General features: G+C 40.9%; 27 protein-coding genes and 2 other annotated features. Of the genes, 4 read left to right on the forward strand and 23 right to left on the reverse strand.

Going from position 1 to position 23,692, the window contains the following annotated elements; all coding sequences use genetic code 11:
* Positions 1-15: 15 nt before the first annotated feature.
* Together BANVL01_RS04965 and zapA are read right to left on the reverse strand one after the other, a co-directional pair.
* Positions 16-537 carry a CvpA family protein gene (locus BANVL01_RS04965; protein ID WP_066090675.1) on the reverse strand — a complete coding sequence of 174 codons (522 nt, stop codon included), beginning with the start codon at positions 535-537 and terminating at the stop codon, positions 16-18.
* Positions 538-543: 6 nt separating this feature from the next.
* Entirely contained in the window at positions 544-804 is a 261-nt protein-coding gene (gene zapA, locus BANVL01_RS04970) for a cell division protein ZapA (RefSeq protein ID WP_066090678.1), read from the reverse strand.
* A 118-nt stretch (positions 805-922) separates the two neighbouring features.
* Between zapA and rnhC the strand changes: the two genes are divergently transcribed.
* On the forward strand, positions 923-1,951 hold the full coding sequence (rnhC, locus tag BANVL01_RS04975) for a ribonuclease HIII (RefSeq protein WP_082804866.1): 1,029 nt from the start codon (positions 923-925) through the stop codon (positions 1,949-1,951).
* A 16-nt stretch (positions 1,952-1,967) separates the two neighbouring features.
* On the forward strand, positions 1,968-2,258 hold the full coding sequence (locus BANVL01_RS04980; RefSeq protein ID WP_082804867.1) for a 4a-hydroxytetrahydrobiopterin dehydratase: 291 nt from the start codon (positions 1,968-1,970) through the stop codon (positions 2,256-2,258).
* A gap of 234 nt (positions 2,259-2,492) precedes the next feature.
* On the opposite strand, the gene BANVL01_RS04985 is transcribed toward BANVL01_RS04980, so the two are convergent.
* The 4 genes from BANVL01_RS04985 to BANVL01_RS05000 all read right to left on the reverse strand — a co-directional run bounded on the left by BANVL01_RS04985 (position 2,493) and on the right by BANVL01_RS05000 (position 8,324).
* Positions 2,493-3,467, reverse strand: a complete 975-nt coding sequence (locus tag BANVL01_RS04985) for a nuclease-related domain-containing protein (protein ID WP_066090681.1) — start codon at positions 3,465-3,467, stop codon at positions 2,493-2,495.
* Between the two features lie 254 nt (positions 3,468-3,721).
* Positions 3,722-6,136, reverse strand: coding sequence for a phenylalanine--tRNA ligase subunit beta (gene pheT / locus BANVL01_RS04990; RefSeq protein ID WP_066090683.1), 2,415 nt, complete (start codon positions 6,134-6,136; stop codon positions 3,722-3,724).
* Positions 6,137-6,148: 12 nt separating this feature from the next.
* Positions 6,149-7,186: a phenylalanine--tRNA ligase subunit alpha gene (gene pheS / locus BANVL01_RS04995; RefSeq protein ID WP_066090686.1), complete on the reverse strand. Its 1,038-nt coding sequence runs from the start codon at positions 7,184-7,186 to the stop codon at positions 6,149-6,151.
* A gap of 80 nt (positions 7,187-7,266) precedes the next feature.
* Positions 7,267-7,514 (reverse strand) — a binding site (T-box leader).
* A gap of 60 nt (positions 7,515-7,574) precedes the next feature.
* Positions 7,575-8,324: a TrmH family RNA methyltransferase gene (locus BANVL01_RS05000; RefSeq protein ID WP_066090688.1), complete on the reverse strand. Its 750-nt coding sequence runs from the start codon at positions 8,322-8,324 to the stop codon at positions 7,575-7,577.
* A 120-nt stretch (positions 8,325-8,444) separates the two neighbouring features.
* Here BANVL01_RS05000 and sspI point away from each other — a divergent pair, with 120 nt between their 5' ends.
* Complete coding sequence (gene sspI / locus BANVL01_RS05005) at positions 8,445-8,651, forward strand: small acid-soluble spore protein SspI (protein WP_066090690.1); 207 nt, start codon at positions 8,445-8,447, stop codon at positions 8,649-8,651.
* A gap of 91 nt (positions 8,652-8,742) precedes the next feature.
* Here sspI and BANVL01_RS05010 read toward each other — a convergent pair whose 3' ends face one another.
* Both BANVL01_RS05010 and BANVL01_RS05015 read right to left on the reverse strand, forming a co-directional pair.
* Positions 8,743-9,828 carry a M42 family metallopeptidase gene (locus BANVL01_RS05010; RefSeq protein ID WP_066090691.1) on the reverse strand — a complete coding sequence of 362 codons (1,086 nt, stop codon included), beginning with the start codon at positions 9,826-9,828 and terminating at the stop codon, positions 8,743-8,745.
* A gap of 75 nt (positions 9,829-9,903) precedes the next feature.
* Positions 9,904-10,401: a dUTP diphosphatase gene (locus BANVL01_RS05015; RefSeq protein ID WP_066090693.1), complete on the reverse strand. Its 498-nt coding sequence runs from the start codon at positions 10,399-10,401 to the stop codon at positions 9,904-9,906.
* Between the two features lie 86 nt (positions 10,402-10,487).
* On the opposite strand from BANVL01_RS05015, the gene BANVL01_RS05020 reads away from it, so the two are divergent.
* Entirely contained in the window at positions 10,488-10,865 is a 378-nt protein-coding gene (locus BANVL01_RS05020; RefSeq protein ID WP_066090696.1) for a sigma-w pathway protein ysdB, read from the forward strand.
* 19 nt (positions 10,866-10,884) lie between these two features.
* On the opposite strand, the gene BANVL01_RS05025 is transcribed toward BANVL01_RS05020, so the two are convergent.
* The 15 genes from BANVL01_RS05025 to mutM all read right to left on the reverse strand — a co-directional run bounded on the left by BANVL01_RS05025 (position 10,885) and on the right by mutM (position 23,690).
* The gene (locus tag BANVL01_RS05025; RefSeq protein WP_342342323.1) at positions 10,885-11,205 is read right to left on the reverse strand and encodes a DUF1294 domain-containing protein; all 321 of its coding nucleotides are present in this window, start codon (positions 11,203-11,205) and stop codon (positions 10,885-10,887) included.
* A 3-nt stretch (positions 11,206-11,208) separates the two neighbouring features.
* Positions 11,209-11,568 (reverse strand): 50S ribosomal protein L20, encoded by a 360-nt coding sequence (rplT, locus tag BANVL01_RS05030; protein ID WP_066090701.1) that lies wholly within the window; start codon positions 11,566-11,568, stop codon positions 11,209-11,211.
* A 38-nt stretch (positions 11,569-11,606) separates the two neighbouring features.
* Positions 11,607-11,807 carry a 50S ribosomal protein L35 gene (rpmI, locus tag BANVL01_RS05035; protein ID WP_024028564.1) on the reverse strand — a complete coding sequence of 67 codons (201 nt, stop codon included), beginning with the start codon at positions 11,805-11,807 and terminating at the stop codon, positions 11,607-11,609.
* A gap of 17 nt (positions 11,808-11,824) precedes the next feature.
* Positions 11,825-12,328: a translation initiation factor IF-3 gene (gene infC / locus BANVL01_RS05040; protein WP_066090704.1), complete on the reverse strand. Its 504-nt coding sequence runs from the start codon at positions 12,326-12,328 to the stop codon at positions 11,825-11,827.
* A gap of 134 nt (positions 12,329-12,462) precedes the next feature.
* Positions 12,463-12,594 (reverse strand) — a sequence feature (ribosomal protein L20 leader region).
* A gap of 163 nt (positions 12,595-12,757) precedes the next feature.
* A complete protein-coding gene (gene thrS / locus BANVL01_RS05045) occupies positions 12,758-14,692 on the reverse strand; it encodes a threonine--tRNA ligase (RefSeq protein WP_066090707.1) in 1,935 nt (644 codons plus the stop codon).
* 407 nt (positions 14,693-15,099) lie between these two features.
* On the reverse strand, positions 15,100-15,981 hold the full coding sequence (gene ytxC, locus BANVL01_RS05050; protein WP_066090710.1) for a putative sporulation protein YtxC: 882 nt from the start codon (positions 15,979-15,981) through the stop codon (positions 15,100-15,102).
* A gap of 151 nt (positions 15,982-16,132) precedes the next feature.
* Positions 16,133-17,059 (reverse strand): primosomal protein DnaI, encoded by a 927-nt coding sequence (gene dnaI, locus BANVL01_RS05055; RefSeq protein WP_066090713.1) that lies wholly within the window; start codon positions 17,057-17,059, stop codon positions 16,133-16,135.
* Between the two features lie 12 nt (positions 17,060-17,071).
* Positions 17,072-18,478, reverse strand: a complete 1,407-nt coding sequence (locus BANVL01_RS05060) for a replication initiation and membrane attachment family protein (RefSeq protein ID WP_342342324.1) — start codon at positions 18,476-18,478, stop codon at positions 17,072-17,074.
* Positions 18,479-18,559: 81 nt separating this feature from the next.
* On the reverse strand, positions 18,560-19,021 hold the full coding sequence (gene nrdR, locus BANVL01_RS05065) for a transcriptional regulator NrdR (protein ID WP_066090715.1): 462 nt from the start codon (positions 19,019-19,021) through the stop codon (positions 18,560-18,562).
* A gap of 91 nt (positions 19,022-19,112) precedes the next feature.
* Entirely contained in the window at positions 19,113-19,502 is a 390-nt protein-coding gene (locus tag BANVL01_RS05070; RefSeq protein WP_066090718.1) for a hypothetical protein, read from the reverse strand.
* Positions 19,503-19,613: 111 nt separating this feature from the next.
* Entirely contained in the window at positions 19,614-19,988 is a 375-nt protein-coding gene (gene speD, locus BANVL01_RS05075) for an adenosylmethionine decarboxylase (RefSeq protein ID WP_066090721.1), read from the reverse strand.
* Positions 19,989-20,306: 318 nt separating this feature from the next.
* The gene (locus tag BANVL01_RS05080) at positions 20,307-21,338 is read right to left on the reverse strand and encodes a glyceraldehyde-3-phosphate dehydrogenase (RefSeq protein ID WP_066090724.1); all 1,032 of its coding nucleotides are present in this window, start codon (positions 21,336-21,338) and stop codon (positions 20,307-20,309) included.
* A gap of 158 nt (positions 21,339-21,496) precedes the next feature.
* On the reverse strand, positions 21,497-22,108 hold the full coding sequence (gene coaE / locus BANVL01_RS05085; protein ID WP_066090725.1) for a dephospho-CoA kinase: 612 nt from the start codon (positions 22,106-22,108) through the stop codon (positions 21,497-21,499).
* Between the two features lie 21 nt (positions 22,109-22,129).
* Complete coding sequence (gene ytaF / locus BANVL01_RS05090) at positions 22,130-22,765, reverse strand: sporulation membrane protein YtaF (protein ID WP_066096815.1); 636 nt, start codon at positions 22,763-22,765, stop codon at positions 22,130-22,132.
* A 97-nt stretch (positions 22,766-22,862) separates the two neighbouring features.
* Positions 22,863-23,690: a DNA-formamidopyrimidine glycosylase gene (mutM, locus tag BANVL01_RS05095; protein ID WP_066090728.1), complete on the reverse strand. Its 828-nt coding sequence runs from the start codon at positions 23,688-23,690 to the stop codon at positions 22,863-22,865.
* Positions 23,691-23,692 lie beyond the last annotated feature (2 nt).

Genomic DNA, 23,692 nt, shown 5'->3' on the forward strand with positions numbered 1-23,692 from the left:
AGCTGAATATACTTTTCACAAGCCTTTGATTTGCTGTGAAAGGACTGGCGTGTGATTGACAATAGCCTTTGCCAAAACGGAATGGTCCAAATGGGTCTGGATAAGTTCGATTGGAATTAAGGCAGCAATATATAATACAATAAAAATAATTAAGTAGACTTCACAGAAACCAAACAAGCCGCCAGCCCAAACATTCAGCTGCTTTAGTACAGGCAAATGGGCAATAAAATCAAGCATGGAACCGATGATTTGGAATAAAATCTTAACAGCAAAAAAGATGATCACAAAGGCAATTGCCCGGTAGAAGGCCGTTTCTACGTCAGTAGAGTCTGTTAATAATTTTAATGTTGTCCCTTCGCTAAACTTCGGATAAGGAATCCAAAGAATTAGCTTTGGCGCCAGCTGATCGTAGTATAAATAGGCAACAATATATGCAATAATAAAACTTAATAAATGAACTAGCTGGAGGATAAAGCCTCTTTTTAGGCCAACAAAGAATCCAATAATTAAAAGTATGATAATAATTAAATCTAACATAATTTTTTAGTCCTTTTCTTTTTGTAGTTCTGCTTGCAGTCGTTCTAATTGATCCTTTAGTTTAATATAATCATTGACAGCATTTACCGCTGTTAAAACAGCAAGTTTACTGACATCAAGAGATGGATTCTTAGAATTGATTTCACGCATTTTATCGTCAACTAACGCTGCCACAAGCCGAATTTGACTTGAGCTTTCCGTCCCCATTATGACGTAATGCTGTCCGTAAATATCAACAGTTGTTCTATTTTTTTCTGTTTTTGACAAAGTAAATGCTCCCTTCAAAGAATCCTACTCTATATCATAACACGAACGTATGGATGTGGAAAAGTCAAACCTATTTAAGAGAGTCGGATATATTTAGTAGAAATGTGGTGTTTTTATAGTGGGAAATGTGGTAATTAATCTGGGAATGACCGAAATCATGAAAATGCACGGTTATTACAGTAAACAGTTAGTCGATAAAAATCCACCAGGAAGTGTGTTCGCTGCCAAAACCCCTGCCTGTATGGTCACAGCTTATAAATCAGGGAAAGTTCTATTCCAAGGGAATGATTGTGAAAAAGAGGCGGGGAAATGGAGTGGTGGCGGCGGTCGTGGAGCTGCGGGTGGCTCTGGTGGAAGCGACGCTGGCAGTACTGCAGGTCGTGGTAGTGCTGGTTCCGTTGCCGGTGGGTCTGCTAAAAGGCCAGCTGCTGCCAAAGGAAAATCTACTGCGAAGGGCGACCTGCCCATAGGTATCGGCGGGATGTCCGCCATTGGTTCCGATGAGGTCGGAACGGGGGACTTTTTTGGTCCGATTACCGTCGTGGCGGCTTATGTAAAAAAGGAACACATTCCATTATTAAAAGAATTAGGGGTCCGAGATTCGAAGGATTTGGGCGATGAAAAAATCATTGCGATTGCCAAGGTTATCAAAGATGTCGTTCCCTTCAGCCTGATGACACTGAGAAATGAAAAATATAATCAGGTGCAGCAATCAGGCTGGACCCAAGGAAAAATGAAGGCTGTCCTTCATAACCAGGCAATTTTAAATGTGTTAGGGAAAATTTCACCAGAGAAGCCGGAAGCAATTCTTATTGATCAATTTGTCCAGCCGAGCACTTATTATCAGCATTTAAAAGGTCAAAAAGTGATTGCAAAAGAAAATGTTTATTTTAGCACGAAAGCGGAGGGGATCCATCTTGCTGTAGCCGCTGCAAGTATTCTCGCCCGCTATGCTTTTATTCAATATATCGATAAGCTTGGCGAGGCCGCGGGCTTTAAGATTCCGAAAGGCGCTGGGGCACAGGTAGATGTTGCGGCTGCCAAGTTGATTGTGAATAAAGGGCGTGGCATTCTGCCTTCGTTTGTGAAGCTTCACTTCGCCAATACCGATAAGGCACTGGAGCTTGTCAATAAAAAACGTAAATAGGTATGGAGGGGTTTTAGTGGCGAATAGACTTAGTGATGAGGAAATGACGACAGTTGTTGCTGAATTAACGGGCTGGAAATTAGAAGGTAAATTTATCGTGAAAAAATATCGTTTTCGGGAATTTTTAAAGGGTGTGGCGTTTGTGAATGAAATTGCCGAGCTTTCCGAAGAAAAAAATCATCACCCGTTTATCGCAATTGACTATAAATTGGTGACACTCCGGCTGACTTCCTGGAATGCAGGGGGATTAACTGATTTGGATGTCGCCTTGGCGAAAAATTATGATGTAATTTATGAAAAAATGTAACTTAAAGAGGCTGCCGTGCAAGTTAGTTGCAAGACAGTCTCTTTTTTGTTCTTTTTTGAATAAAATGTTCTTAAAAAAAGTTTCTACTCCCGAATAAATTCAAAAAATCATATAAAAAATTCACTATTATTATTTTATCGGCGCTTTTGAGTGATTTATCGGCGAATCAATAAATATATCGGCGAATTCAGAGATTATATCGGCGCATTTTACATTTTATCGGCGAATTGAAAATTACCACGGTAATGTCTGCGGAAAGTATACTCGTCCTTTATTTGTTCCTGAATTGTTGAGATTTAAAGCCCGTAATAACCTTTTGGCTATATCATCTGATTTTAAATGGCAAAACTCTCGAAACTGCTTATTTGTTATTTTTGAATCAATAAGTAAGAAATAATCTTTCAAAGCATCGATATGGGCATCCTTTGAAAATTGACCACATGATGTGCAAAACCATTTCTGTTTTTTACGAATAAGTGTACCATGATTGTTGTAAGCGCAAAATACACCTGTTTTGATGTCTTCCTTTTTGATATCATATTTCTTTAAAATATAGTTTGTCGGAATTGTGTTCATTTTTATGAGAAGACGGCTTAATTTTCGGAGATCTTTTGCGTTAAGAAGTGGATCTGAATACATTTTTTCAAAAAACTTAATTTTGTTTATTAAAGCATCTGATTTACATACCCGTGGTTTCACTTTATGAGCATTTTTTCCGGTGATGACATATGAGGTATTACTATTGCTGATTACTACTAAATAATCAACCGGAACTGGTGGGAATTTATGTTTAACTAATAGTTGCTTTATGTATTCTCGATGTCTTTTAGCTTGTGAGATTGGATTTGAATATCCCTTTTCATTTTCTTTGTTTAATTGTATAAACTGATCATTTTCGGTATCAAATATTAATTTACCGGCCATATTTTTCACTTCAATAATAAGTGCGAATTCTGGTGCGAGGAGAAGAGTATCAATTTGGCAGTTGTAATCACCGTCGGGAAGATTTAAGTCATGAAGGATCAGGTATTTATCGATTGGAAGAAGACGTAAAAAATAATCGAGGGCCACTTCTCCTTGGTAACCTGCCCGTCTTCGACCCATTTCCTCTACAATTTGCTGATATTTAGGGTAATTCAGTGGCAGGCGCCGGCATAATGCCTCCAAAACAAGAAGAACTAATGGGATTGTCCTTTCTTTTATAACCAAAACTATCACTCCTTTCATTTTAATTTAAATAGTTCTTAAATTCCGCCAAGATTCCTGCCGAATTTTAGCGATATTTGTTAACGTTTTATGTCAATAAAATTTTATCGGCGCTTTTGAGTGATTTATCGGCGAATCTATAAATAAATCGGCGAATTCGGAGATTATATCGGCGAATTTTACATTTTATCGGCGAATCTAAATTTTTTATGAAAAAGAAAAAAGCCAGCCCGAAATTTCGAGCCAGCCTTTAAAAATTAACCTCTTAACACCGCTCCTGCCTTTTCTTTCAAAGCATCAAGCACACGCTCATGAACCTTCGTTACCTCTTCATCTGTCAAAGTACGCACAGGATCAGCATATTTTAATGAGAAAGCAATCGATTTCTTACCTGCTTCCATCTTGTCTCCCTCATATAAATCAAACACTTCAGCTTCCTTCAGAAGTGGCGCCCCTTCATTTACTATAATTCCCCATAAGGTGCCTGACACCGTTTCACTGTTTACCACAAGGGCAATGTCTCTTGTGATCGATGGGAAGCGTGGGATGGCTTTGTATTGTAAGACTGGTGCGTCTGCTTCAAGGACTGCTTTTAAAGATAACTCGAAGACGTAGGTGTCTTTTAAATCAAGCTCTTTTTGGACGCTTGGGTGTACTTGACCAACGAAGCCGATTTTTTCACCATTCAAGTGGATTTCGGCGGTACGGCCAGGATGCATGCCATCTACCTGCGCCTGGACGTAATCAACGCCATCGGACAAGCCAAGCTTTGCAAACATTCCTTCTAAAATTCCTTTAACAACGAAGAAGTCAACTGCCTTCTTCTCTCCTTGCCATGAATGGCTATGCCACAGGCCAGTAACCGCTCCCGCTAAATGCTCTTGCTCAACAGGAAGTGATTCATCGCCATTTGATAAGAATACCGCACCGGTTTCATAAACGGCTAAGCTATCGTTTTGGCGGGCACTATTGTATTTAAGGACTTCTAACAGCTGCGGCATTATGCTTAAGCGAAGGATGCTTCTCTCTTCGCTCATCGGCATTGCTAAACGAATCGTATCGGACTTTTCTAACGCAAATTGGGTAGCTTTTTCTTCACTAGTTAATGAGTACGTTACAGCCTGATACAGACCTGCTCCCTCAAGATATTGACGGACTTCACGGCGCTTCTTCTGGTAGTCAGACAATCTGCCTGGAGTAGATGAACCAATCGGCAATGTCTTCGGAATATTATCATACCCGTAAAGGCGCGCAACCTCTTCCAGTAAATCTTCTTCAATTTTAATATCGCCGCGGCGCGTTGGTGCCGTTACTGTAATGGTATCTTCCTCGATAGAAACTGCGAATTGCAGGCGGTCAAAGATTTCTTTAACATCCTTCATCACTAATTCTGTTCCAAGGACACGGTTGATTTTTTCTAGAGTAATCGAAACTACCGCTGGTTCAACTGTAATTGTATCAGCCTCAGCAGCTCCTTCTAAAACTTCACCGCCGGCATACTTCGCCATTAAATATGCCGCACGTTCGCCAGCTGCACGAACACGGTTTGGATCAACACCTTTTTCAAACCGGGCGCTTGCTTCACTTCTTAAACCGTGGTCTTTCGATGCTTTTCTAACGGCAGCACCGTTAAAATAAGCTGATTCCAATAAAACTGTGGTTGTGTCGGAAGTTACCTCAGAATTTGCTCCGCCCATCACACCGGCAAGGGCAACCGGCTCTGTACCATTTGTAATGACAAGATGTTCAGAGGTTAATGTCCGCTCCACATCATCAAGTGTTACAAATTTTTCGCCATTGGCAGCACGGCGGACAAGAATCTCTTTTGATCCTAAACGGTCGTAGTCAAACGCATGAAGCGGCTGGCCGTATTCTAATAAAATATAATTCGTAATATCAACGACATTATTATGCGGGCGGATACCAGCTGACATTAATCGTGTCTGCATCCACAACGGCGCGGGACCGATTTTTACATTTTTGATCACTTTTGCCACGTATAATGGGTTATCCTCTTTCGCTTCAACGACAACCTTTACGTAATCAGAAGCTTTTTCAGCCACTGGCTCCAAACTAATGTCCGGAAGTTTAACCTCTCTGCCAAGAATGGCTGCCACTTCATAGGCAACACCCAGCATGCTTAAACAATCAGCGCGGTTAGGCGTCAAACTAAGCTCTAGGACCTCATCATCTCGATTTAACAAGTCAAGTGCATCTACACTGACCTCAGCGTCTGCTGGAAAAACAAAGATGCCCTCGGAATATTCTTTCGGAACAACCTTGCCTTCCAATCCAAGCTCAGTTAGGGAACAAATCATTCCGTTCGATTCCTCACCGCGAAGCTTCGCCCGTTTAATTTTAAAATTCCCCGGTAAAACGGCACCAGTCTTGGCTACAGCAACCTTTTGTCCTTGGGCCACATTTGGCGCACCGCAAATAATTTGCACTGGCTGTTCTTCGCCAACATCAACAAGGCATTTACTTAATTTATCAGCATTTGGGTGCTGCTCCCGTTCTAATACGTGACCGACAACAACGCCTTTAATGCCTTCGTTAAGGATCTCTACTCCCTCAACTTCAATCCCGCTTTTTGTAATTTTTTCGGCTAATTCATCTGCCGTTACTCCAGTTAAATCGATATAATCCTGAAGCCATTTGTATGAAACGAACATTTTGTCAACCTCCTATTCTTCTACCGAAAACTGTTTTAAAAAACGTACGTCATTTGTATAGAAATGTCTGATATCATCGACACCGTATTTCAACATCGCAATCCGCTCTGGTCCCATTCCAAATGCGAAGCCAGTGTATCTTTTTGAATCATAACCAGCCATTTCAAGAACGTTTGGATGAACCATGCCGGCTCCTAGAATTTCAATCCAGCCTGTTTGCTTACAAACACTGCAGCCCTTGCCACCGCAAATTTTACAAGAAATATCCATTTCAACCGACGGCTCTGTGAACGGGAAGAAGCTTGGTCTTAAACGGATCTCCCGGTCGTCACCGAACATCTTTTTCGCAAAAACCTCTAAGGTACCTTTAAGGTCGCTCATCCGAATATTCTCGCCAACGACAAGGCCCTCGATTTGCATGAACTGGTGAGAGTGTGTTGCATCGTCATTATCGCGACGGTACACTTTACCCGGGCAAATAATTTTTATTGGGCCCTTGCCTTGATGCTTTTCCATCGTCCGTGCTTGAACAGGTGATGTATGGGTGCGAAGAAGGATTTCCTCCGTGATATAGAAGGAGTCCTGCATATCGCGGGCCGGGTGCCCTTTCGGTAAATTAAGTGCTTCGAAGTTGTAATAATCCTGCTCAACCTCCGGACCTTCAGCGACCTGATAGCCCATCCCAATAAATAAGTCTTCAATTTCTTCAATGATCCTTGTAAGCGGGTGGTGGTTTCCTACGTTCACAGGGCGTCCTGGAAGTGTAACGTCAATACTTTCAGACGCGAGTTTTTCGAGGACAGCAGCCTCTTCTAGTCCTTTTTGTTTTGCTTCGATTTTCACGGCAATCGCTTCGCGGACTTCATTGGCAAGTGCCCCCATGACTGGACGCTCTTCAGCGGAAAGCTTACCCATTCCGCGCAGCACTTCGGTGATCGGGCCCTTTTTTCCTAAGTAGGCGACGCGAATGTCATTTAATTCTTTTAAGCTTGCAGACTGTTCAATCTTTTGAATAGCCTCTTCCTGCAATTCCTTCAAACGTTCTTGCATGTCTATTCCTCCTTATTTTTTGAATGATTAGATTGGTGTGGTGTCAGGCACCGAAGAAAAACAAAAAAACCCCATCCCTGGAAAGGGACGAGGTTAAAGTTTCGCGGTACCACCCTTGTAAACACGATATGTATAAAACACAAGTGTTCGCTTCATTCGGATAACGGCTTGTGCCGGTGCATCTTTACATTCTTCATAGAAAAATGGTCCCGATGCCAACTCAGGAGGTGAACTTCTCAAGTCCTGAACCATAAAAGTGCTTCCAGTCGCGGCACTTTCTCCCTAAATGGTCATTAGGCAAGATACTTTTCTCCGTCATCGTTTTTATAATAATCAATTGTTCACTATTATATAATAATTATCGGTAAAAGGTCAAACTTGTTTGCGTCTATTTTTTCAAATAATAGAGAAGGATTCCGGTTGCAACAGCTACATTTAGCGACTCACTCTTGCCGTAAATTGGAATATACAGATTGGCAGTCGTGTTGGCAAGGTAGTCTTTGCCGACGCCGTTCCCTTCATTTCCAACAATCAAAGCAAAAGAATCACCGCCGGAAATATCTGTATAAGCGGATGCCCCTTCAAGTGCTGTCCCGTAAACAGGAATATCCTTTTCTTGCAGTTTGTCCATCCACTCATGAAGGTCGCCTCTGATAATTGGAAGGTGAAAATGGCTTCCCTGTGCTGACCTTAGCACTTTTGAGTTATAAATATCTACGCTCCCGCGGCCGACAATCACGGCGTCAATCCCGGCTGCATCGGCAGTGCGAATCATTGTTCCAAGATTACCTGGATCCTGGACGGCATCGATAAGCAGCAAAGATTTTGCATTACCTGCCTCCGGATTAGCTTGGCGGCAAACCGCATAAATTCCTTGCGGGGCTTCTGTGTCAGATAATGAATCGGAAATCTCTTCCGTTATGGTTGTGACTGGCGTGGAACCTAAGTCCCAGCGCGGCGGCAGGCCGACTTTTTCAGAAACGATAATTTCCGAAATTTGCTCCCCTTGTTTGATCGCCTCTTCAACTAAATGAAAACCTTCCACTAAAAACGTTCCCGACTTATCCCGCTCCTTTTTCGTTAAAAGCTTTTTCCATTGTTTTACCTTAGAATTATTGACAGATTCAATATATTTCAAAACCGGTTCTCCTTTAATAATTGCTTATGATTTTCTAATTATAGCCCAAATAATATACATAATAAAACCAAAATTAGAAAACATATTAAAGAAAGACAGGATAAAAAGGAGTGTGGGGTTATGAACTTAAATTTACGAAATGCGATTGTTCACAATGTTTCAGGTAATACTCAAGAAGAATTAGAGGATACAATCGTTGATGCGATTCAAAATGGTGAAGAAAAAATGCTCCCAGGACTCGGTGTATTATTTGAAGTCATTTGGAAAAATTCATCTGAAGAAGAGAAAAAGGAGATGCTGTCAACCCTTGAAAGCGGGTTAAAGTAAAATCTCCCCCGAAGCTGCCATACATCAATCGGCAGCTTTTTTATTTAAAAAAATCCCCGGCCAGAAACTACAGCCAGGGATTCCAAAACGATTATTCAAATGTAATCTTGTCAACTGTCTCACGGTCCAGGCGTTTGATGACTTCGACAATTAACTTAACAGCGTTTTCGAAATCGTCGCGATGAAGCATGGCAGCATGCGAATGGATATAGCGGGTCGCAATTGTAATGGCAAGCGCTGGAACCCCATTATGGGTCAAATGGATGGAACCAGCATCCGTACCGCCGCCGGGAATGGACTCGAATTGATACGGGATGTTCAATTCATCAGCTGTATCGGTAACTAAATCACGCAAGCCTTTATGGGCTACAAGTGAGGCATCAAAGATAACGACTTGCGGTCCTTTGCCCATTTTGCTCATTGCTTCTTTTTCAGAAATCCCTGGTGTATCGCCGGCGATACCAACATCAACCGCAAAGCCGATATCCGGTTGGATTTTGTAAGTTGCCGTTTTAGCACCGCGCAAGCCAACCTCTTCTTGAACCGCCCCAACACCATAAACAACGTTAGGATGGTCAACACCTTTTAATTGTTTCAAAACATCAATTGCGATTGCACAGCCAATCCGGTTATCCCAGGCTTTCGCTAACAGCATTTTCTCATTGTTCATCACGGTGAACTCGAAATACGGAACGACCATATCTCCAGGACGGACGCCCCACTCCGCAGCATCTTCACGACTTGAAGCGCCGATATCGATGAACATATCTTTAATGTCGACTGGCTTCTTGCGGGCTTCCGCCGATAAAATATGCGGAGGCTTAGAGCCGATAATACCGGTTACATCGCCCTTTTTGGTCACGATTGTCACGCGCTGAGCAAGCATAACCTGGCCCCACCAGCCGCCAACCGGTTGAAAACGAAGGAAACCTTTATCATCAATTTGCGTAATCATGAAGCCGACTTCATCTAAGTGACCGGCTACCATGATTTTCGGGCCGCCTTCTTTACCTACCTTTTTGGCAATTAAACTGCCAAGTCCATCAGTAGTCAGTTCATCTGCAAATGGCTCTATGTATTTCTTCATTACTTCGCGCACTTCACGCTCATTGCCGGGAATTCCTTTGGCATCGGTTAAATCTTTTAACATCGTCAATGTTTCATCTAAATTTGCCATCTAATAGCCCCCTGATTTATGTATTTGTACGACATCCATTATACAGAAAAAAACTGCAAAGTTACAAATTTTCTGCTAATAGTTATTCTGCTGTCTTTGATAATTTACTTCGTTCTTCCGGAAATATGCCTGCTCCATTTCCTCCTGCGTAAATCCCAACTGTTCCGCTAACACTAAATATGCTGCAAACAATTCTATGTAACTCGGTAAATTTTTCGCCTTCTGAAAACTACTAATCAATTCATAAATACGTATGAACTGATCTGTCGCATTCACATCAAAGGGAATCCCAGGAACCTTCAATTCCATCTGTTCCGCATCAAAGCCGCATTCAATTCCGAGCGACAAAATAAAATGCACGCCATCGACAAACTCTTCGAGAATCACAGCTTTAGCGGAAGATGGCTTCACGCTCCAAAATTTAAAACAGCGGGTTTCATTGGCCAATTCACCTATTTCTACAAGCAAGGCAAGCACCTTTCTGTTAAATAAATCTTCGTTCAGCAGCCCATGCTTTTCTTCAATATGGCGATCCAATGCCTTTTGCATTTCGAACAGTTTTTCAAGTTGCATAACAATCTACTCCTTTTAGAAAAATTATTGAAACCTTTTTCATCATGGTTCGTATTAAAAGAAAAATAGGTGTAGGAGGCTTGGCCATGATTTGGTTACTGCGCTTCGTATTGTTGTTTTTCATTTTTTTCTTATTTTATGCTGTGGTAAAAATTCTTTTTACATCAAGCAGAAAACTTGAATCTGCCCGTAAACATAACAGATTTTTATTAATCGATAATGACGATGTTAGAAAAAACTTTATGCTCACCTATAAAGGTGCGGTGTTTGCTGGTGAAAAATACATCGGATCCACAGATAACACCTTTGACGTTATCTCCATCTCGATTTGGCCGGAAAATTCCGCCACACTTAAAGGGATGGTAAAGGATGACTTTTTTTATATCGATAAAAAAATCCTTGAGAACTATCCAAATGCCGAAATCAATTGGAAAAGCCCTGTGAAAGAATTTTTACAGCATTAGCCGCCTGCATTGCGGCTTTTTATATTAGCCATTTAAGGAAAAGAATAAGTTCAATACCTGCAAGGAAGGGGAAGCCAATTTTAAACGATAAATGCTTTGTTTTATGACGATAAAGCTGCATTCCTGCCGTTGTACCAATAGCTCCGCCAAATAGCGCCACAAGCCACAAGGTCCGCTCGCGGATTCTGTACTCGTGCTTTTTCGCCCGCTTTTTATCCTCTCCCATAATGATAAGCCCTACTATATTCATAACCAAAAAGGCGGTCACTACTATCGCCATACCTAGAAATCCTCCCATATCGAAAAAGCCATCCTCAGCAATGAGAATGGCTTTTATCAATAATTACTTGTTGTTTTGTGCTTTTGCAACATTCGCTAATTCAGCAAATGCGTTTGCATCGCTTACTGCTAATTCAGCAAGCATCTTGCGGTTTACTTCGATACCAGCAAGCTTTAAGCCGTGCATTAAACGGCTGTAAGAAAGACCGTTCATACGAGCTGCTGCGTTGATACGAGTAATCCAAAGTTTGCGGAAGTCGCGTTTTTTCTGGCGACGGTCGCGGAAAGCATACATTAATGATTTCATAACCTGCTGGTTAGCAACTTTATATAATGTATGTTTTGAACCGTAATAACCTTTTGCTAATTTTAAAACTTTTTTACGACGCTTGCGCGTAACTGTACCGCCTTTTACACGTGGCATGTAATTTCCCTCCAATATCGAAATCGATCACTTCTTAATTATTTAACGTAAGTTAACATTTGACGAACGCGTTTGAAATCTCCTTTAGAAATAAGAGATGCTTTACGAAGTTTACGTTTTGCTTTTGTAGATTTGTTTGCGAATAAGTGGCTTGTATAAGCGTGGTCACGTTTTAACTGACCAGAACCAGTTCTCTTGACACGCTTTGCAGCGCCGCGGTGTGTTTTCATTTTAGGCATTTGGGATATCCTCCTTATTACTTTTCGATTTTAGGTGCTAAGACTAGGAACATGCTTCGTCCATCCATTTTCGGATGTGACTCGATGGTCGCAACTTCCTTGCACGCTGCGGAAAAACGGTCTAACACACGTTGACCAATTTCTTTATGGGTAATCGCCCGGCCTTTGAAGCGGATTGAAGCTTTTACCTTGTCGCCTTTTTCCAAGAACTTAATTGCATTGCGAAGCTTTGTATTAAAGTCATGCTCATCAATTGTCGGGCTCAGACGAACTTCTTTTGTAGTGATGATCTTTTGATTCTTACGAGCTTCTTTTTCTTTCTTTTGATTCTCGAATTTAAATTTGCCATAGTCCATAATCCGGGCTACCGGAGGCTTTGCATTTGGTGCTACAAGTACCAAATCAAGATTCACTCGTCCGGCAATCTCCAACGCTTCAAATTTGGTTTTAATCCCCAATTGTTCGCCGTTTTGATCAATTAGACGAACTTCACGAGCGCGAATACCCTCATTTAACAACATGTCTTTGCTAATAATTAGCCACCTCCAAGGTTTTATCACGAATACGTTCGTCTAGGTCAAGAAACATCTGAGTTAACATCACGACCAAATCGACAGGTATGAAAAACTTTTTATCAGTGTTTTTGCTTAAGTACACAAATAAAAAAGTGTGGATGAATACACCCACACTTTACAGAACATAAGTAAGAAACAAAAAGTTCACGTAAAACCTGCCAACTGCTCAAATGCGTCAATCAGGTGAGAAGCGGGTGCTTCTTCTTTTCCCAAAACAGTATTCAATTTTCACCTTAGTAACTATAACATAAGCAAAGATGTAATGTCAAATGAACTATTAACAAATGACAACGAAATTTAGTTTAACAAGAATCTAAAGAATTTTCAACAGTTTTTTTAAAACAAAAAAAGAGGAGGCCCTTTTTTTTTGTTTTACTATCCTTTTTTTACTTCAGCCATTATCGAAGCAAGAAACTCAGCAAATGGCTTTGTCTCAGAGTTTTGCTCGCCATATTTGCGGATATTTACGGCCTGGTCTTCGACTTCTTTGTCGCCGACAACAAGCATATATGGTATTTTTTGCATTTGTGCTTCACGGATTTTATAGCCTACTTTTTCATCACGGCCATCCAGCTCAACACGGAAGCCTTCGTTTTGCAGCTGTTCTTGAACTTGTTTCGCATAATCATAATGCGCACCCGGCGATACTGGAATGACTTGAACCTGTACAGGAGCGAGCCATGTTGGGAATGCTCCCTTGTATTCTTCGATTAAGAAAGCTACAAATCGTTCCATTGTTGATACGACACCGCGGTGGATAACAACAGGACGATGCTGTTTGCCATCTTCCCCGACATAAGTTAAATCAAAACGCTCAGGCAGCAAGAAGTCTAATTGAACAGTGGAAAGTGTTTCTTCTTTACCTAAGGCAGTCTTTACTTGAACGTCTAGTTTAGGACCATAGAAGGCCGCTTCGCCTTCCGCTTCAAAATAGTCTAGACCTAAGTCATCCATTGCTTCCTTAAGCATCCCCTGCGCTTTTTCCCACATTGCATCATCATCAAAATACTTTTCAGTATCTTTCGGATCACGGTAGGAAAGACGGAAGGAATAATCATTTAAATTAAAGTCTTTATAAACAGCTAAAACAAGGTTAACTACCCGCTTGAATTCATCTTTAATTTGGTCAGGCCGGACGAAAATATGAGCATCATTTAACGTCATTCCCCGTACACGCTGCAGCCCTGATAAGGCGCCGGACATTTCATAGCGATGCATGGTTCCAAGTTCAGCGATTCGAATCGGCAGTTCACGGTAGCTATGAATTGCATTTTTGTAGACCATCATATGGTGCGGACAGTTCATTGGACGAAGGACTAATTGCTCGTTATCCATGTCCATAACCGGGAACATATCTTCTTGATAATGGGCCCAGTGACCTGAAGTTTTATAAAGATCAACACTGCCCATCACAGGAGTATAAACATGGTCATACCCTAGGCGGACTTCCTTATCAACAATATAGCGCTCGATGATGCGACGGATTGTTGCCCCTTTAGGGAGCCATAACGGTAAGCCTTGACCAACTAATTGGGAATTAGTAAAAAGGCTTAATTCTTTCCCAATTTTACGGTGATCACGCTCTTTCGCCTCTTCAAGCAGGCGAAGGTGTTCTGCTAAATCTTCTTTTTTGAAAAAGGCTGTACCGTATATGCGCTGCAGCATTTTATTATCGCTGTCACCGCGCCAGTAGGCACCAGCAATGCTCAATAATTTAAATTCTTTAATTTTTCCAGTTGACGGAACATGGACACCACGGCAAAGGTCGACAAATTCACCTTGTTGATAAAGTGTGACCGTTTCCCCATCAGGTATCGCTTCAATGAGTTCAAGCTTATAAGGATCATCCATTTCTTTAAAAAGTTGAACAGCCTCATCCCTGCTTACTTCTTTGCGAATAATCTCAAGGTTTTCGTTGACGATCTTCGCCATTTCTTTTTCGATTTTCGGAAGATCTTCAGGCGTTAATGATTCCTCCAGATCCATGTCATAATAGAAGCCGCCTTCAATGACCGGCCCGACGCCAAGATTGACGTTAGGATAAAGCCTATTAACAGCCTGGGCCATTAAATGCGCCGTGCTGTGACGCAATACCTCTAAAGCATCACTGGAATCAGGAACAACGATTTCTATGGAACCATCCTCAAAGATTGGACGGCGAAGGTCAACCAATTGACCGTTCCATTTACCGGCAATCGCCTTTTTCTTCAGGCCGGGGCTAATGGAAGCGGCGATATCTTCTGTTGTGGTTCCACGCGGGAACTCCTTTACTGCCCCATCAGGAAACGAAAACTTAACAACGTCTGACATAACAACTCCTCCTTTAAATTTGAGCGCCATTTATGGTCGCTTTTAAAAAAAAATAAAAAAACCCGTCCCTGGAATAGGGACGAGTTTTGATAAACACGTGGTTCCACCCAATTTTTCACTTTCAACAACATCATTGAAAATGACTTTGGTCAGGTAACGGCTGTAGCCGTCAACAATTACTAACCCCATAAAAAGCTGAAGTGTTCCTTGCTGAAGTTTAAAGGTGGTAAGTATGTTTTCCGTGTTAGGAGACTTTCAGCCGCGGACTCCCTCTCTAGTGAACCGTAAAAAAATACTGTTATCCTTATCATTACTGTTGCTGTAATATTTATTATGTATGTTATTATAATGACTTCGAATTTAAAAAGCAAGATACACAAAACTAAATATTGCCATAATTTTATTCTTTATGCCTGATTTTCTGAAGAATTTTTTTCAGAGGCCCATTTTTTCAGCTCACGGAGGGCTGCAAACGTTTTAATTTCCACTCTTTCTTCAAAAATATTTTTGATTGTTCTAACTAACGGTTCGTCAGGATCTTTCGTATAAATAAAAATAGTTGTCGGTGCCAGCGATAACAGCGGTGCAATCGATGCAGAATCAACATAAACAGGATGATTAACTAGCAGCTTTCGATCAATCATTCTTGTTAATTCCCCTCTTTTTATCTCGACAAAAAGTTCATTATAAAAAGTAATTTCCTCATCAAATAATAAATGAAGAATATCCATTTTCGGCTCCCGATTCGCCAAAAACTCCCGAAGCATTTGTACAAACATTTGATATTCCTGTTCCATTTTATATTCATCAATCGCAATCTCCACAAAGCTTTCTAAACTCTGGAGATATGGACGCAGGCGGAATTTTAGGAAAGAATCAAACGAAAAAGAAATATTATCCTGGAAAATATGATCGATAGCTTCCCTAATATGATCCGGCTCCATACTTGTTTCCTTGATGAACACAGCTAGGTCCTTTCTTTGTCCATCAAGTACAGAGTAAATAATCTCGATTATTTGCTGCTGCTCTTCCACATCCTCATAATAAAATTGGTCTTTCATTATCTCTCTAAACCAGTCATCGCGCTTGATATTTGTAATAAAATCATAAAATGCCGTTTTAATCCAATCAAAAATATCAGTGGGTAAGCCGCCATCTAAAATTTTTACTATATGTCGATCTTCTAAAAGAAGAATATTGTGATTATCCGGATTTAATGGTAAATACTTCAGCAAGTGGTTATAGAACCTTTGTGCCTCCAGCTTGCTTCGGAAGATGATTTCTGCCAACCAAATCCCCCCTTTTCAGCCAATCTCTGTTTTAATATATATGGGGGACTTGGCCAAAATAGAAGTTAGCTGACAAAGGCTTTTTGTATTTAAATAAAAAAAGACTGCCGCTTTTATCGGCAATCCTACTATCACTTTCTATTTCACATGGTTATCTGCGATTCGGACCATCTACCTGCACCGGCTCGCTCAAGGTTCGAATCCGCTCCATAATCCGCCTTGCTTTCATTTTCTCCTCTTCGCCCCGCTGGCTGTAGGTCAGATGATGCTCCAGCCCCGCAAAATCAAAGTTAGAGGTGAAAAAGGTCGGCAGGCTTTCAAGCATCCGGAACTGGAGGATTGGACCCAGTACCTCATCCCTCGTCCAGCTTGACATAGCTTCAGCGCCAATATCATCTAACATGAGAATGGATTCCTTTTTCAGTGCTTCAATTTTTTCGTTTAAGGTGGAATCCGCAATGGAACTCTTCATTTCTCGAAGTAGTTCCGGGACATAAACAATCATCGAGGATATTTGTTTTTTCGCCAGTTCATTGGCAATTGCCCCTAGCAAATAGGATTTCCCCACACCGAATTTCCCGTAGAGGTATAGGCCTTTTGCTTTTTTACCGGCTTCATAATTCATTAAGAAGGTTGCAGCCTTATCGCCAGCATCGAGCCTTCCTGAATCCCCTTCAAAGTCCTCAAAGGTCGCTTCCAAAATATCTCTTGGTACATAAAGACTTTTAATAAGCTTTTCATTTTTCTTTTTTTCATCTGCCATGACTTTTCTTGGGCACTGTTTATAAACAACATCGATGGAATTTCGGGTAAACACCAATTCAGGGTGATAGCCCTTCATAAAGTTAATACATTTATCAAGACTCTCGCAGCGGTTGCATTCCTTGCTCTGGTTTGTGTACTCAAATAGTTTGCTCATGCTTTTTTCAATCATCTCTTGCGTAATCCCGCCTTGATGAGCAGCTAAAAATGCTTTAATATCCGGATGTTGAAGGACTTGTTGACGCTGCTGCTGATAACGTTTTTGAAAATTTTCATTCGAGGCCAGCCGCTGTAATGTTTTGTTTATTTTCTCCACAATCTGTCACCTCTACTTCCTGAAGGCCTTTAATTTTTCCACTATGGCACGCTTTTTCGCTTCATCTTCTGTTTTGTTTCCTGGTGAAGCATCTTTTGCTGCTGTATCAGACTCATCAAACCACTCAGGAATTAACTCAGTCCGAGTCGGCTTTTTATTCACTTTCTTTCCAGCCTTTTTCCTTTCATTTTGCGCATTTTTATTACTTTTTGCGAGTTCCATCGCTTCCTTCACCGTTTTAACTTGAAGCCGGGCCCAGGTACTGGCAACGGCATCGACATAGTTTTTGGAAAATTGCATCTTCGTTTCTATCAAGACAACATCAATCAACACATTTACCACGCCAGGAGGAAGCTTATATTTTATCATTACTTCTTCCAAAACTTTCAAATTGGCATTTGAAGGTTCTATTCCCCCTGAACGTTCTTTAAAAACGGTTAGCGGGGAGGTTGTTTCGTAATAACGGATTAATTTTTCTTCCTGGGTTTTCGGTTCAGATAATTGAACTTGGAAAGCAGCCGGCTGGGTTCGGTTAATTAGGCTCGGAAGCTGGTCATAATTGACAAATTGATACCAATCACGAGCCCCTTTTCTTAATTCCTCAATATCTATCTCATCATTTGGATTAACCGCGCCTAAAATGAAGTTCTTCATTTCTATCGGGTTTATGTGATAAAGAAATGCAAGATTACTAATTACCTTTTTCACCTTGGATGTCAGCGCTTTTTTAGGGACGAGCGATTCATTTAGTCCTGCTGCTAACAATTCGAAATCAAATGTGTTGATGTCAATCTGGATTGGATTTGTTTCGTCCCGGCCAATAAACTGCTGATTTTCGCCAGCTTCAATATCTTCAGAAACGTCCTGAAGGTATTGCAGACTCCCTGGCCTTGCCGAAGCAAACACATCTTGAAATGCGACCGTAACCTCTTGGTATTCATTTTCCTTTGGTTTTTGCTGGTCAGTAAAAAAGTGTTTAAGCCGGGCAAAATGGTTTTTTCCGATTTTTCGATAAAGATATATATTTAGCATCCCATCCAAAAAGAATTGCTCTGGGTTCAAGGGAGGGTATAGCTCGTAAATAAACGATCGTCCATCTTCATCTGTTTTAACAAATGTTTTTAATAACCCAATACCTTCAAGCTTGAGTCTTGCTTCGTAAATATCCTTTAAATTCATTCCTAATAGATTCATCAATAAATGGTGTGTGGAGGATTCCGACCAAAGCCGATTTTCCTCAAGCTCCGCCCAGAGCGTCATATACAAACTAAAGCAAGTTGAGCCAATCAAGGGCTGATATAAAAACGTCAGCACTTTTCGGTCATACTCGTGCAAGAGCCCATTAGCCGCTACAAGATAACGGTCGATAGGAAGAATTTCCTGCCAATGCTGCGCCATATCCACCCAACCTTTCTCCAATTATTTTAAAGACTATCTAACTTTAGCGCCAAAACGCTTCCGCTTTTCTAATAATAAAGAGCCAAAGACCACTTTAGCTCCTCAGGATTTTTCTCTTTTGATTAGTTCTTTTAATTCATCAATAAACACATTGATATCTTTAAATTGACGGTAGACTGAGGCAAATCTTACGTAAGCGACTTCGTCTACATGTGCCAGCCTGTCCATCACCATTTCGCCAACGTCTTCACTTTTAATTTCGGAGATTCCCTGACTGCGAAGCTCCTTTTCGACACCATGGGTGATATCCTCTAATTCCTTTAGGGCAACAGGCCGTTTCTCACAGGCCTTAATTAACCCCCTCAGAATTTTGTCACGGCTGAATTCTTCTCTTGTCCCTTCCTTTTTTACGACGATTAAAGGAATCTCTTCAATTTTTTCAAAGGTAGTAAAGCGATATCCGCATTCTTCACATTCCCGCCTTCTCCTTGTTGCCCGTCCTTCGTCAACAGGCCGGGAATCAAGCACGCGTGTACCATAATTTTGACATGAGGGGCATTTCATTAATAATCAGCTCCAAATCTACACAATCAAACCCGAACAAAATCCTTACCTTTATTTTATGAAAAAGAGGATTCTTATACAAGTAAAAGTGTTATCCGTTTTTTCCTGTTCTTACAAAGGTATGTATTTGATTAATCCGCTCGTAATAGGAGGTAATCCGCTTTTTTAAATCAGGATAAGCACCAAGAAGTGAAAATTTTTCAGACGATATATTAAAATCAACTGCAGTTTCCAGCGGTTTTACATTAACAATTGTCACAATCAAGAAGCAGGAAAACGGTTTACTGACTTCGACTGCAATTTCGCCATGATCTTTCGATACGGTTGTCACCCGGCAATCGGCATCATCATGAAATAATTTTTCTACTGAGGCAAACAACTGATTGAATGTTGCCTTATAATAATGCGTTTTCAAAGAATCGTCGGTCTGTCGATCAGATGTTTCAATTTGCTTCTTAAAACGAGTAAATAAATTAGCCATACACAAGCCCTCCATTAATCATTTCTATTCTCCTAGTTTACAACATTATCCGCTAAATATAAAAAGAGGTGTACTTTTACATACACCTCTTAGCTTTAATTTTTATTAGAATTACAGAACCTTTGCCTGTTTTACATTTACAGGACCCATGCCGCGTGGAATTTCGATATTTTCACGTGTTTCGGCATTCAAAGCTTCAGCAATATAATCAGCTGCTACATTCGGATTTAGATCGCCACATGTGTAAACATCAATGCTTGCATATCCATGTTCCGGAAAGCTGTGAATTGTCAGGTGTGATTCAGAAATAATAACCACTCCGCTTACACCCTGCGGAGCAAATTTATGAAATGCTACCTCACGAATTTCTGCACCTGATTTAAGTGCCGCATCAACAAAAGTTCTTTCAATAAAATCAATATCATTTAATTTTTCAAAGTCGCATCCCCAAAGTTCAGCGATGACGTGACGTCCCATTGTTTCCATATTTAATTCCCCCTAACCTTTTTGAGATCCCTCTTGAAATCCGATATTGACGGTATCTTAGAGCGGCCACGGGGGAAAGTTAGTCCAAAGAGGTCCTAACCCTTTAAGCAGCTAATCGGCACCTAATTTCAAGAAGTTCACGATGACTAGTATACTTTGTTTATATTTATTTTGCAACCTACCAAAAAAAAATAAATACACGAAAAGCGCATGAATAAAAAACAGTAATTTCAAAGCTATTTTATGCATAATTGTCCTAAAAGGAACAAAAAAATGCTGTCTATCGACAGCATTTTTTATTTTTTTTGCCTAATTGAACTATCCTACCTTCACTTGCGTTGATTTTGCCAGTTTTTTTGCTACAAAGAGGGTTAGATCCACCACACGTGAGGAATAACCCCACTCGTTGTCATACCAAGCTAACACCTTGACCTTCCTTGTTCCCATCACCATTGTCGAAAGTCCGTCAATGATAGCAGAATGTTCGTTGGTATTAAAATCTACGGATACTAATGGTTCCATTGTGAAGTCTAATATGCCTTTTAACGAACCGTTGGCTGCTTCAATGAAAGCCTTATTGATATCATCAACGGTCACATCTTGATTTAGATCCACTACTAAGTCCACCAGCGAAACGTTTGGTGTTGGAACACGGAGTGACATCCCGTGTAATTTCCCCTGCAGCTGCGGTAAAACAAGTGACAATGCTTTGGCAGCCCCCGTTGTCGTAGGAATAATCGATTGTCCACAAGCACGTGCCCGCCGCAGGTCTTTATGCGGATTATCGATATTCCTTTGGTCATTTGTATAGGCATGAATCGTGGTCATTAAACCGCTCTCAATTCCAAATCTTTCGTCTAACACCTTAGCTACCGGTGCAAGGCAGTTGGTGGTACAGGAGGCATTTGAAATAATTTCATGCTCCGAAATATCAAGCATTTCATCATTAACACCCATCACAATCGTAACATCCTCATTTTTCCCCGGAGCTGTCAAAATTACTTTCTTGGCTCCTGCTTCTAAGTGAAGAGCGGCCATTTCTCTGGCATTAAACTTTCCAGTAGCCTCAATCACGATATCTACCCCAAGTGTTCTCCATGGAAGCTCCTCAGGATTACGGTTACTTAATAGTTTGATTCTTTTTCCATTCACGATTAACTCATTATCTAAAGGGATTACATCTCCCTGAAAAGGTCCATGATTTGTATCATATTTAAGTAAATGAGCTAAAGTTTCTGCCGGATAGCTCGCATTTATGGCCACAACCTCCAGCTTTTTTTCCAGGATTGCTTTTCTAAAAACCATCCTTCCAATTCTACCGAAACCATTAATTGCAATTCTCGCCTTCATTTGACGGCCCCTTCCGCATTAGTGTTATACTGATAACTAGTTTTGTTGGTATTAGTATAACATAATTAGGTTTAATTGTGATGAATAAAAGGCGGATTTTTAAAATGTTCAACAATTCTGATAATAAGCAACAAAAAAAGAGAAGGCAGGTCTCCTTCTCACGGTTTTTTCTGATTCATTCCCCAGCGATGTAATAAATCGAGGAGCTGTTTTTTTGTTTCTTCTACTGTTCCATTATTGTCAATAACCTCATCTGCTAGCTTTACTTTATCAGCCAGAGGCAATTGAGAGCGAACCCTCGCCTCAGCATCAACGCCGGAAAGTTGATTTCTATCGATTAATCGTTGTAATTGTGTTTCGTTGTCCACATAAACAAGTATAGTTTTATCCACCATATAGGTTAATTTACTTTCAAATAATAAAGGAATATCCAGAACAATGACGTCTTCCCGGTTCTGTTTGGCTGCTGCGATTTGTTCCATCATCCTTCTCCTAACTTCAGGATGGACGATTTCGTTTAAGAGGCTTCTTTTCTCTGCTTGATGAAAAATAATCGACCCAAGCTTTGGGCGGTCGATTTCCCCATTCTCCATTAAAATCTCCGCGCCAAATACAGCTATAATTTTATTGTAAGCAGGTTCTCCTTTTTCCACCGCCAGGCGCGCTTCAACATCGGCATCGACTACTGGAATATCCATTTCTTTAAACATCTTTGATACGGTACTTTTTCCACTGGCAATTCCGCCTGTTAACCCGATGACTAGTGACATATTCCATTCCTCTCGACTTAATTATAATTTCCAAACCCCTATGATAATTAATAAGATCCCTGGTAAGAATGTGAACTTTTGAATCCATTCAAATTTATGAAAAAAAGTTCCGCTTTTGATTCCTAATAGGACAAATAGTGAACTCATAATCGCAACAGAAACCGCTAAATAAATCGGAGAGTATCCAAGCATTGCTGCTCCAATTCCTGCACCAAAGGAATCAAGGGATAGAGCAAAACCAAGCATCAACGCTTCAATTCCGGTAATCGTACCTGATTGATCAAAATCAGCAGACATCGGTTTTTTGAGGATATTAATCGCTAATCCCAGGGAGCGTATTTCAAAATTAACAATCGTCTTTTCATGTTTTAAGATTTCCTTTTCTTTCACTGGCCGGAAATATTGAAACAAAACCCAGCCACCGAGACCTATTAGGATTACTCCTCCCAGGCTTGCCGTGATGCTCGCTGATAATATTCTTTCAAGGCCATGCCCGATTGACACGGCAAGCATTAAAGAAACAGCCGAGCATGTCGCAATAATGAGAACTGACTTAATCGGCATTACCATTTGCCTCAAACCATACGTAAACCCAACGCTAAAGCTGTCAAGGCTGAGAGCAAAAGCTAAAATGAGAAGTGAGAACAACTGAACCATTGCTTTTAGGACTCCTTCCTCCACAATCACTAAGATAGTATATGGCAGGAGCCCATCCATTGTTATTCAATTATTCCTTCGTACATTTCAACCTGAGTTAAAGTTTCTGGCATGCCGGGCAATAATGAGTGCCTCTACCCCCTACAGTCGTTTTCTCAAGCAGGGTCCCACACCGCTTACATTCTTCTCCCTTTCGGCCGTAGGCATATAATTCCAGCTGAAACATGCCGATTTCCCCCTGAGAATTAACATACGAACGGATTGTACTGCCGCCTTTTTTGACCGCCTCAGTTAAAGTAGCTACAATTTCACGATGCAGGGTGGCAATTTCCGATTCATTTAATGTACTAGCAAGCCGCTCCGGGTGAATTCCTGCCCGGAAAAGCGCTTCATCGACATAAATGTTGCCAAGACCGACAAAAACCTTCTGGTCCAAAAGCGCCGGTTTAATTTTGCGGTTGGTTTTTTCTAGTCTTCCAGCCAAATACTTTTCCGTAAATTCTTCTGAAAATGGTTCCGGTCCAAGGTCAAGCAAGGGAGGCTTTAAAAATTCCTCGCCTTTTTTATATAAATGCATCGTGCCAAATTTCCGAACGTCTCGATACCTTAAGTCCGTATCATCAGTAAAGTGAAAAATGACATGGGTATGTTTATCAAATGGCTCGTCCTTTGGGTAAAGTCCGTATTTCCCTTCCATTCGCAGGTGGGACACTAATGCGTAATGATTCGTATAAAAAATTAAAAATTTCCCTCTGCGGCCGACATCGAAAATTGTCTCTCCTCTTAAGGCATCAATAAATTGCTCTGCCTCTAACGGATTTTTGATGATTTTCGGCCAGTAGACGGTAATATTATCGATCGTCTTATTGGCAACTAGCTGTATTAATGTTTTCCGGACGGTTTCCACCTCAGGCAGTTCTGGCATTT

The organism is Neobacillus novalis NBRC 102450, assembly GCF_001591805.1.
Lineage (GTDB): Bacteria > Bacillota > Bacilli > Bacillales > Cytobacillaceae > Neobacillus > Neobacillus novalis.

Excerpts from the sequence above, each read along its gene's own strand:
- rplT (WP_066090701.1), bottom strand. The coding sequence starts at position 11,568 with ATGCCACGTGTAAAAGGCGGTACAGTTACGCGCAAGCGTCGTAAAAAA.
- BANVL01_RS04965 (WP_066090675.1), bottom strand. The coding sequence starts at position 537 with ATGTTAGATTTAATTATTATCATACTTTTAATTATTGGATTCTTTGTT.
- speD (WP_066090721.1), bottom strand. The coding sequence starts at position 19,988 with ATGGAAACAATGGGACGTCACGTCATCGCTGAACTTTGGGGATGCGAC.
- ytaF (WP_066096815.1), bottom strand. The coding sequence starts at position 22,765 with ATGGTTCAGTTGTTCTCACTTCTCATTTTAGCTTTTGCTCTCAGCCTT.
- coaE (WP_066090725.1), bottom strand. The coding sequence starts at position 22,108 with ATGTCACTAGTCATCGGGTTAACAGGCGGAATTGCCAGTGGAAAAAGT.
- pheT (WP_066090683.1), bottom strand. The coding sequence starts at position 6,136 with ATGTTCGTTTCATACAAATGGCTTCAGGATTATATCGATTTAACTGGA.
- BANVL01_RS05015 (WP_066090693.1), bottom strand. The coding sequence starts at position 10,401 with ATGCAACTTGAAAAACTGTTCGAAATGCAAAAGGCATTGGATCGCCAT.
- mutM (WP_066090728.1), bottom strand. The coding sequence starts at position 23,690 with ATGCCAGAACTGCCTGAGGTGGAAACCGTCCGGAAAACATTAATACAG.
- pheS (WP_066090686.1), bottom strand. The coding sequence starts at position 7,186 with ATGCAAGAACGTTTGAAGGAATTGCAGGAAGAGGCTATTCAAAAGATT.
- BANVL01_RS05020 (WP_066090696.1), top strand. The coding sequence starts at position 10,488 with ATGATTTGGTTACTGCGCTTCGTATTGTTGTTTTTCATTTTTTTCTTA.
- nrdR (WP_066090715.1), bottom strand. The coding sequence starts at position 19,021 with ATGAAATGCCCCTCATGTCAAAATTATGGTACACGCGTGCTTGATTCC.
- rpmI (WP_024028564.1), bottom strand. The coding sequence starts at position 11,807 with ATGCCTAAAATGAAAACACACCGCGGCGCTGCAAAGCGTGTCAAGAGA.
- sspI (WP_066090690.1), top strand. The coding sequence starts at position 8,445 with ATGAACTTAAATTTACGAAATGCGATTGTTCACAATGTTTCAGGTAAT.
- BANVL01_RS05070 (WP_066090718.1), bottom strand. The coding sequence starts at position 19,502 with ATGGCTAATTTATTTACTCGTTTTAAGAAGCAAATTGAAACATCTGAT.
- infC (WP_066090704.1), bottom strand. The coding sequence starts at position 12,328 with ATGTTGTTAAATGAGGGTATTCGCGCTCGTGAAGTTCGTCTAATTGAT.
- BANVL01_RS05010 (WP_066090691.1), bottom strand. The coding sequence starts at position 9,828 with ATGGCAAATTTAGATGAAACATTGACGATGTTAAAAGATTTAACCGAT.
- thrS (WP_066090707.1), bottom strand. The coding sequence starts at position 14,692 with ATGTCAGACGTTGTTAAGTTTTCGTTTCCTGATGGGGCAGTAAAGGAG.
- BANVL01_RS05080 (WP_066090724.1), bottom strand. The coding sequence starts at position 21,338 with ATGAAGGCGAGAATTGCAATTAATGGTTTCGGTAGAATTGGAAGGATG.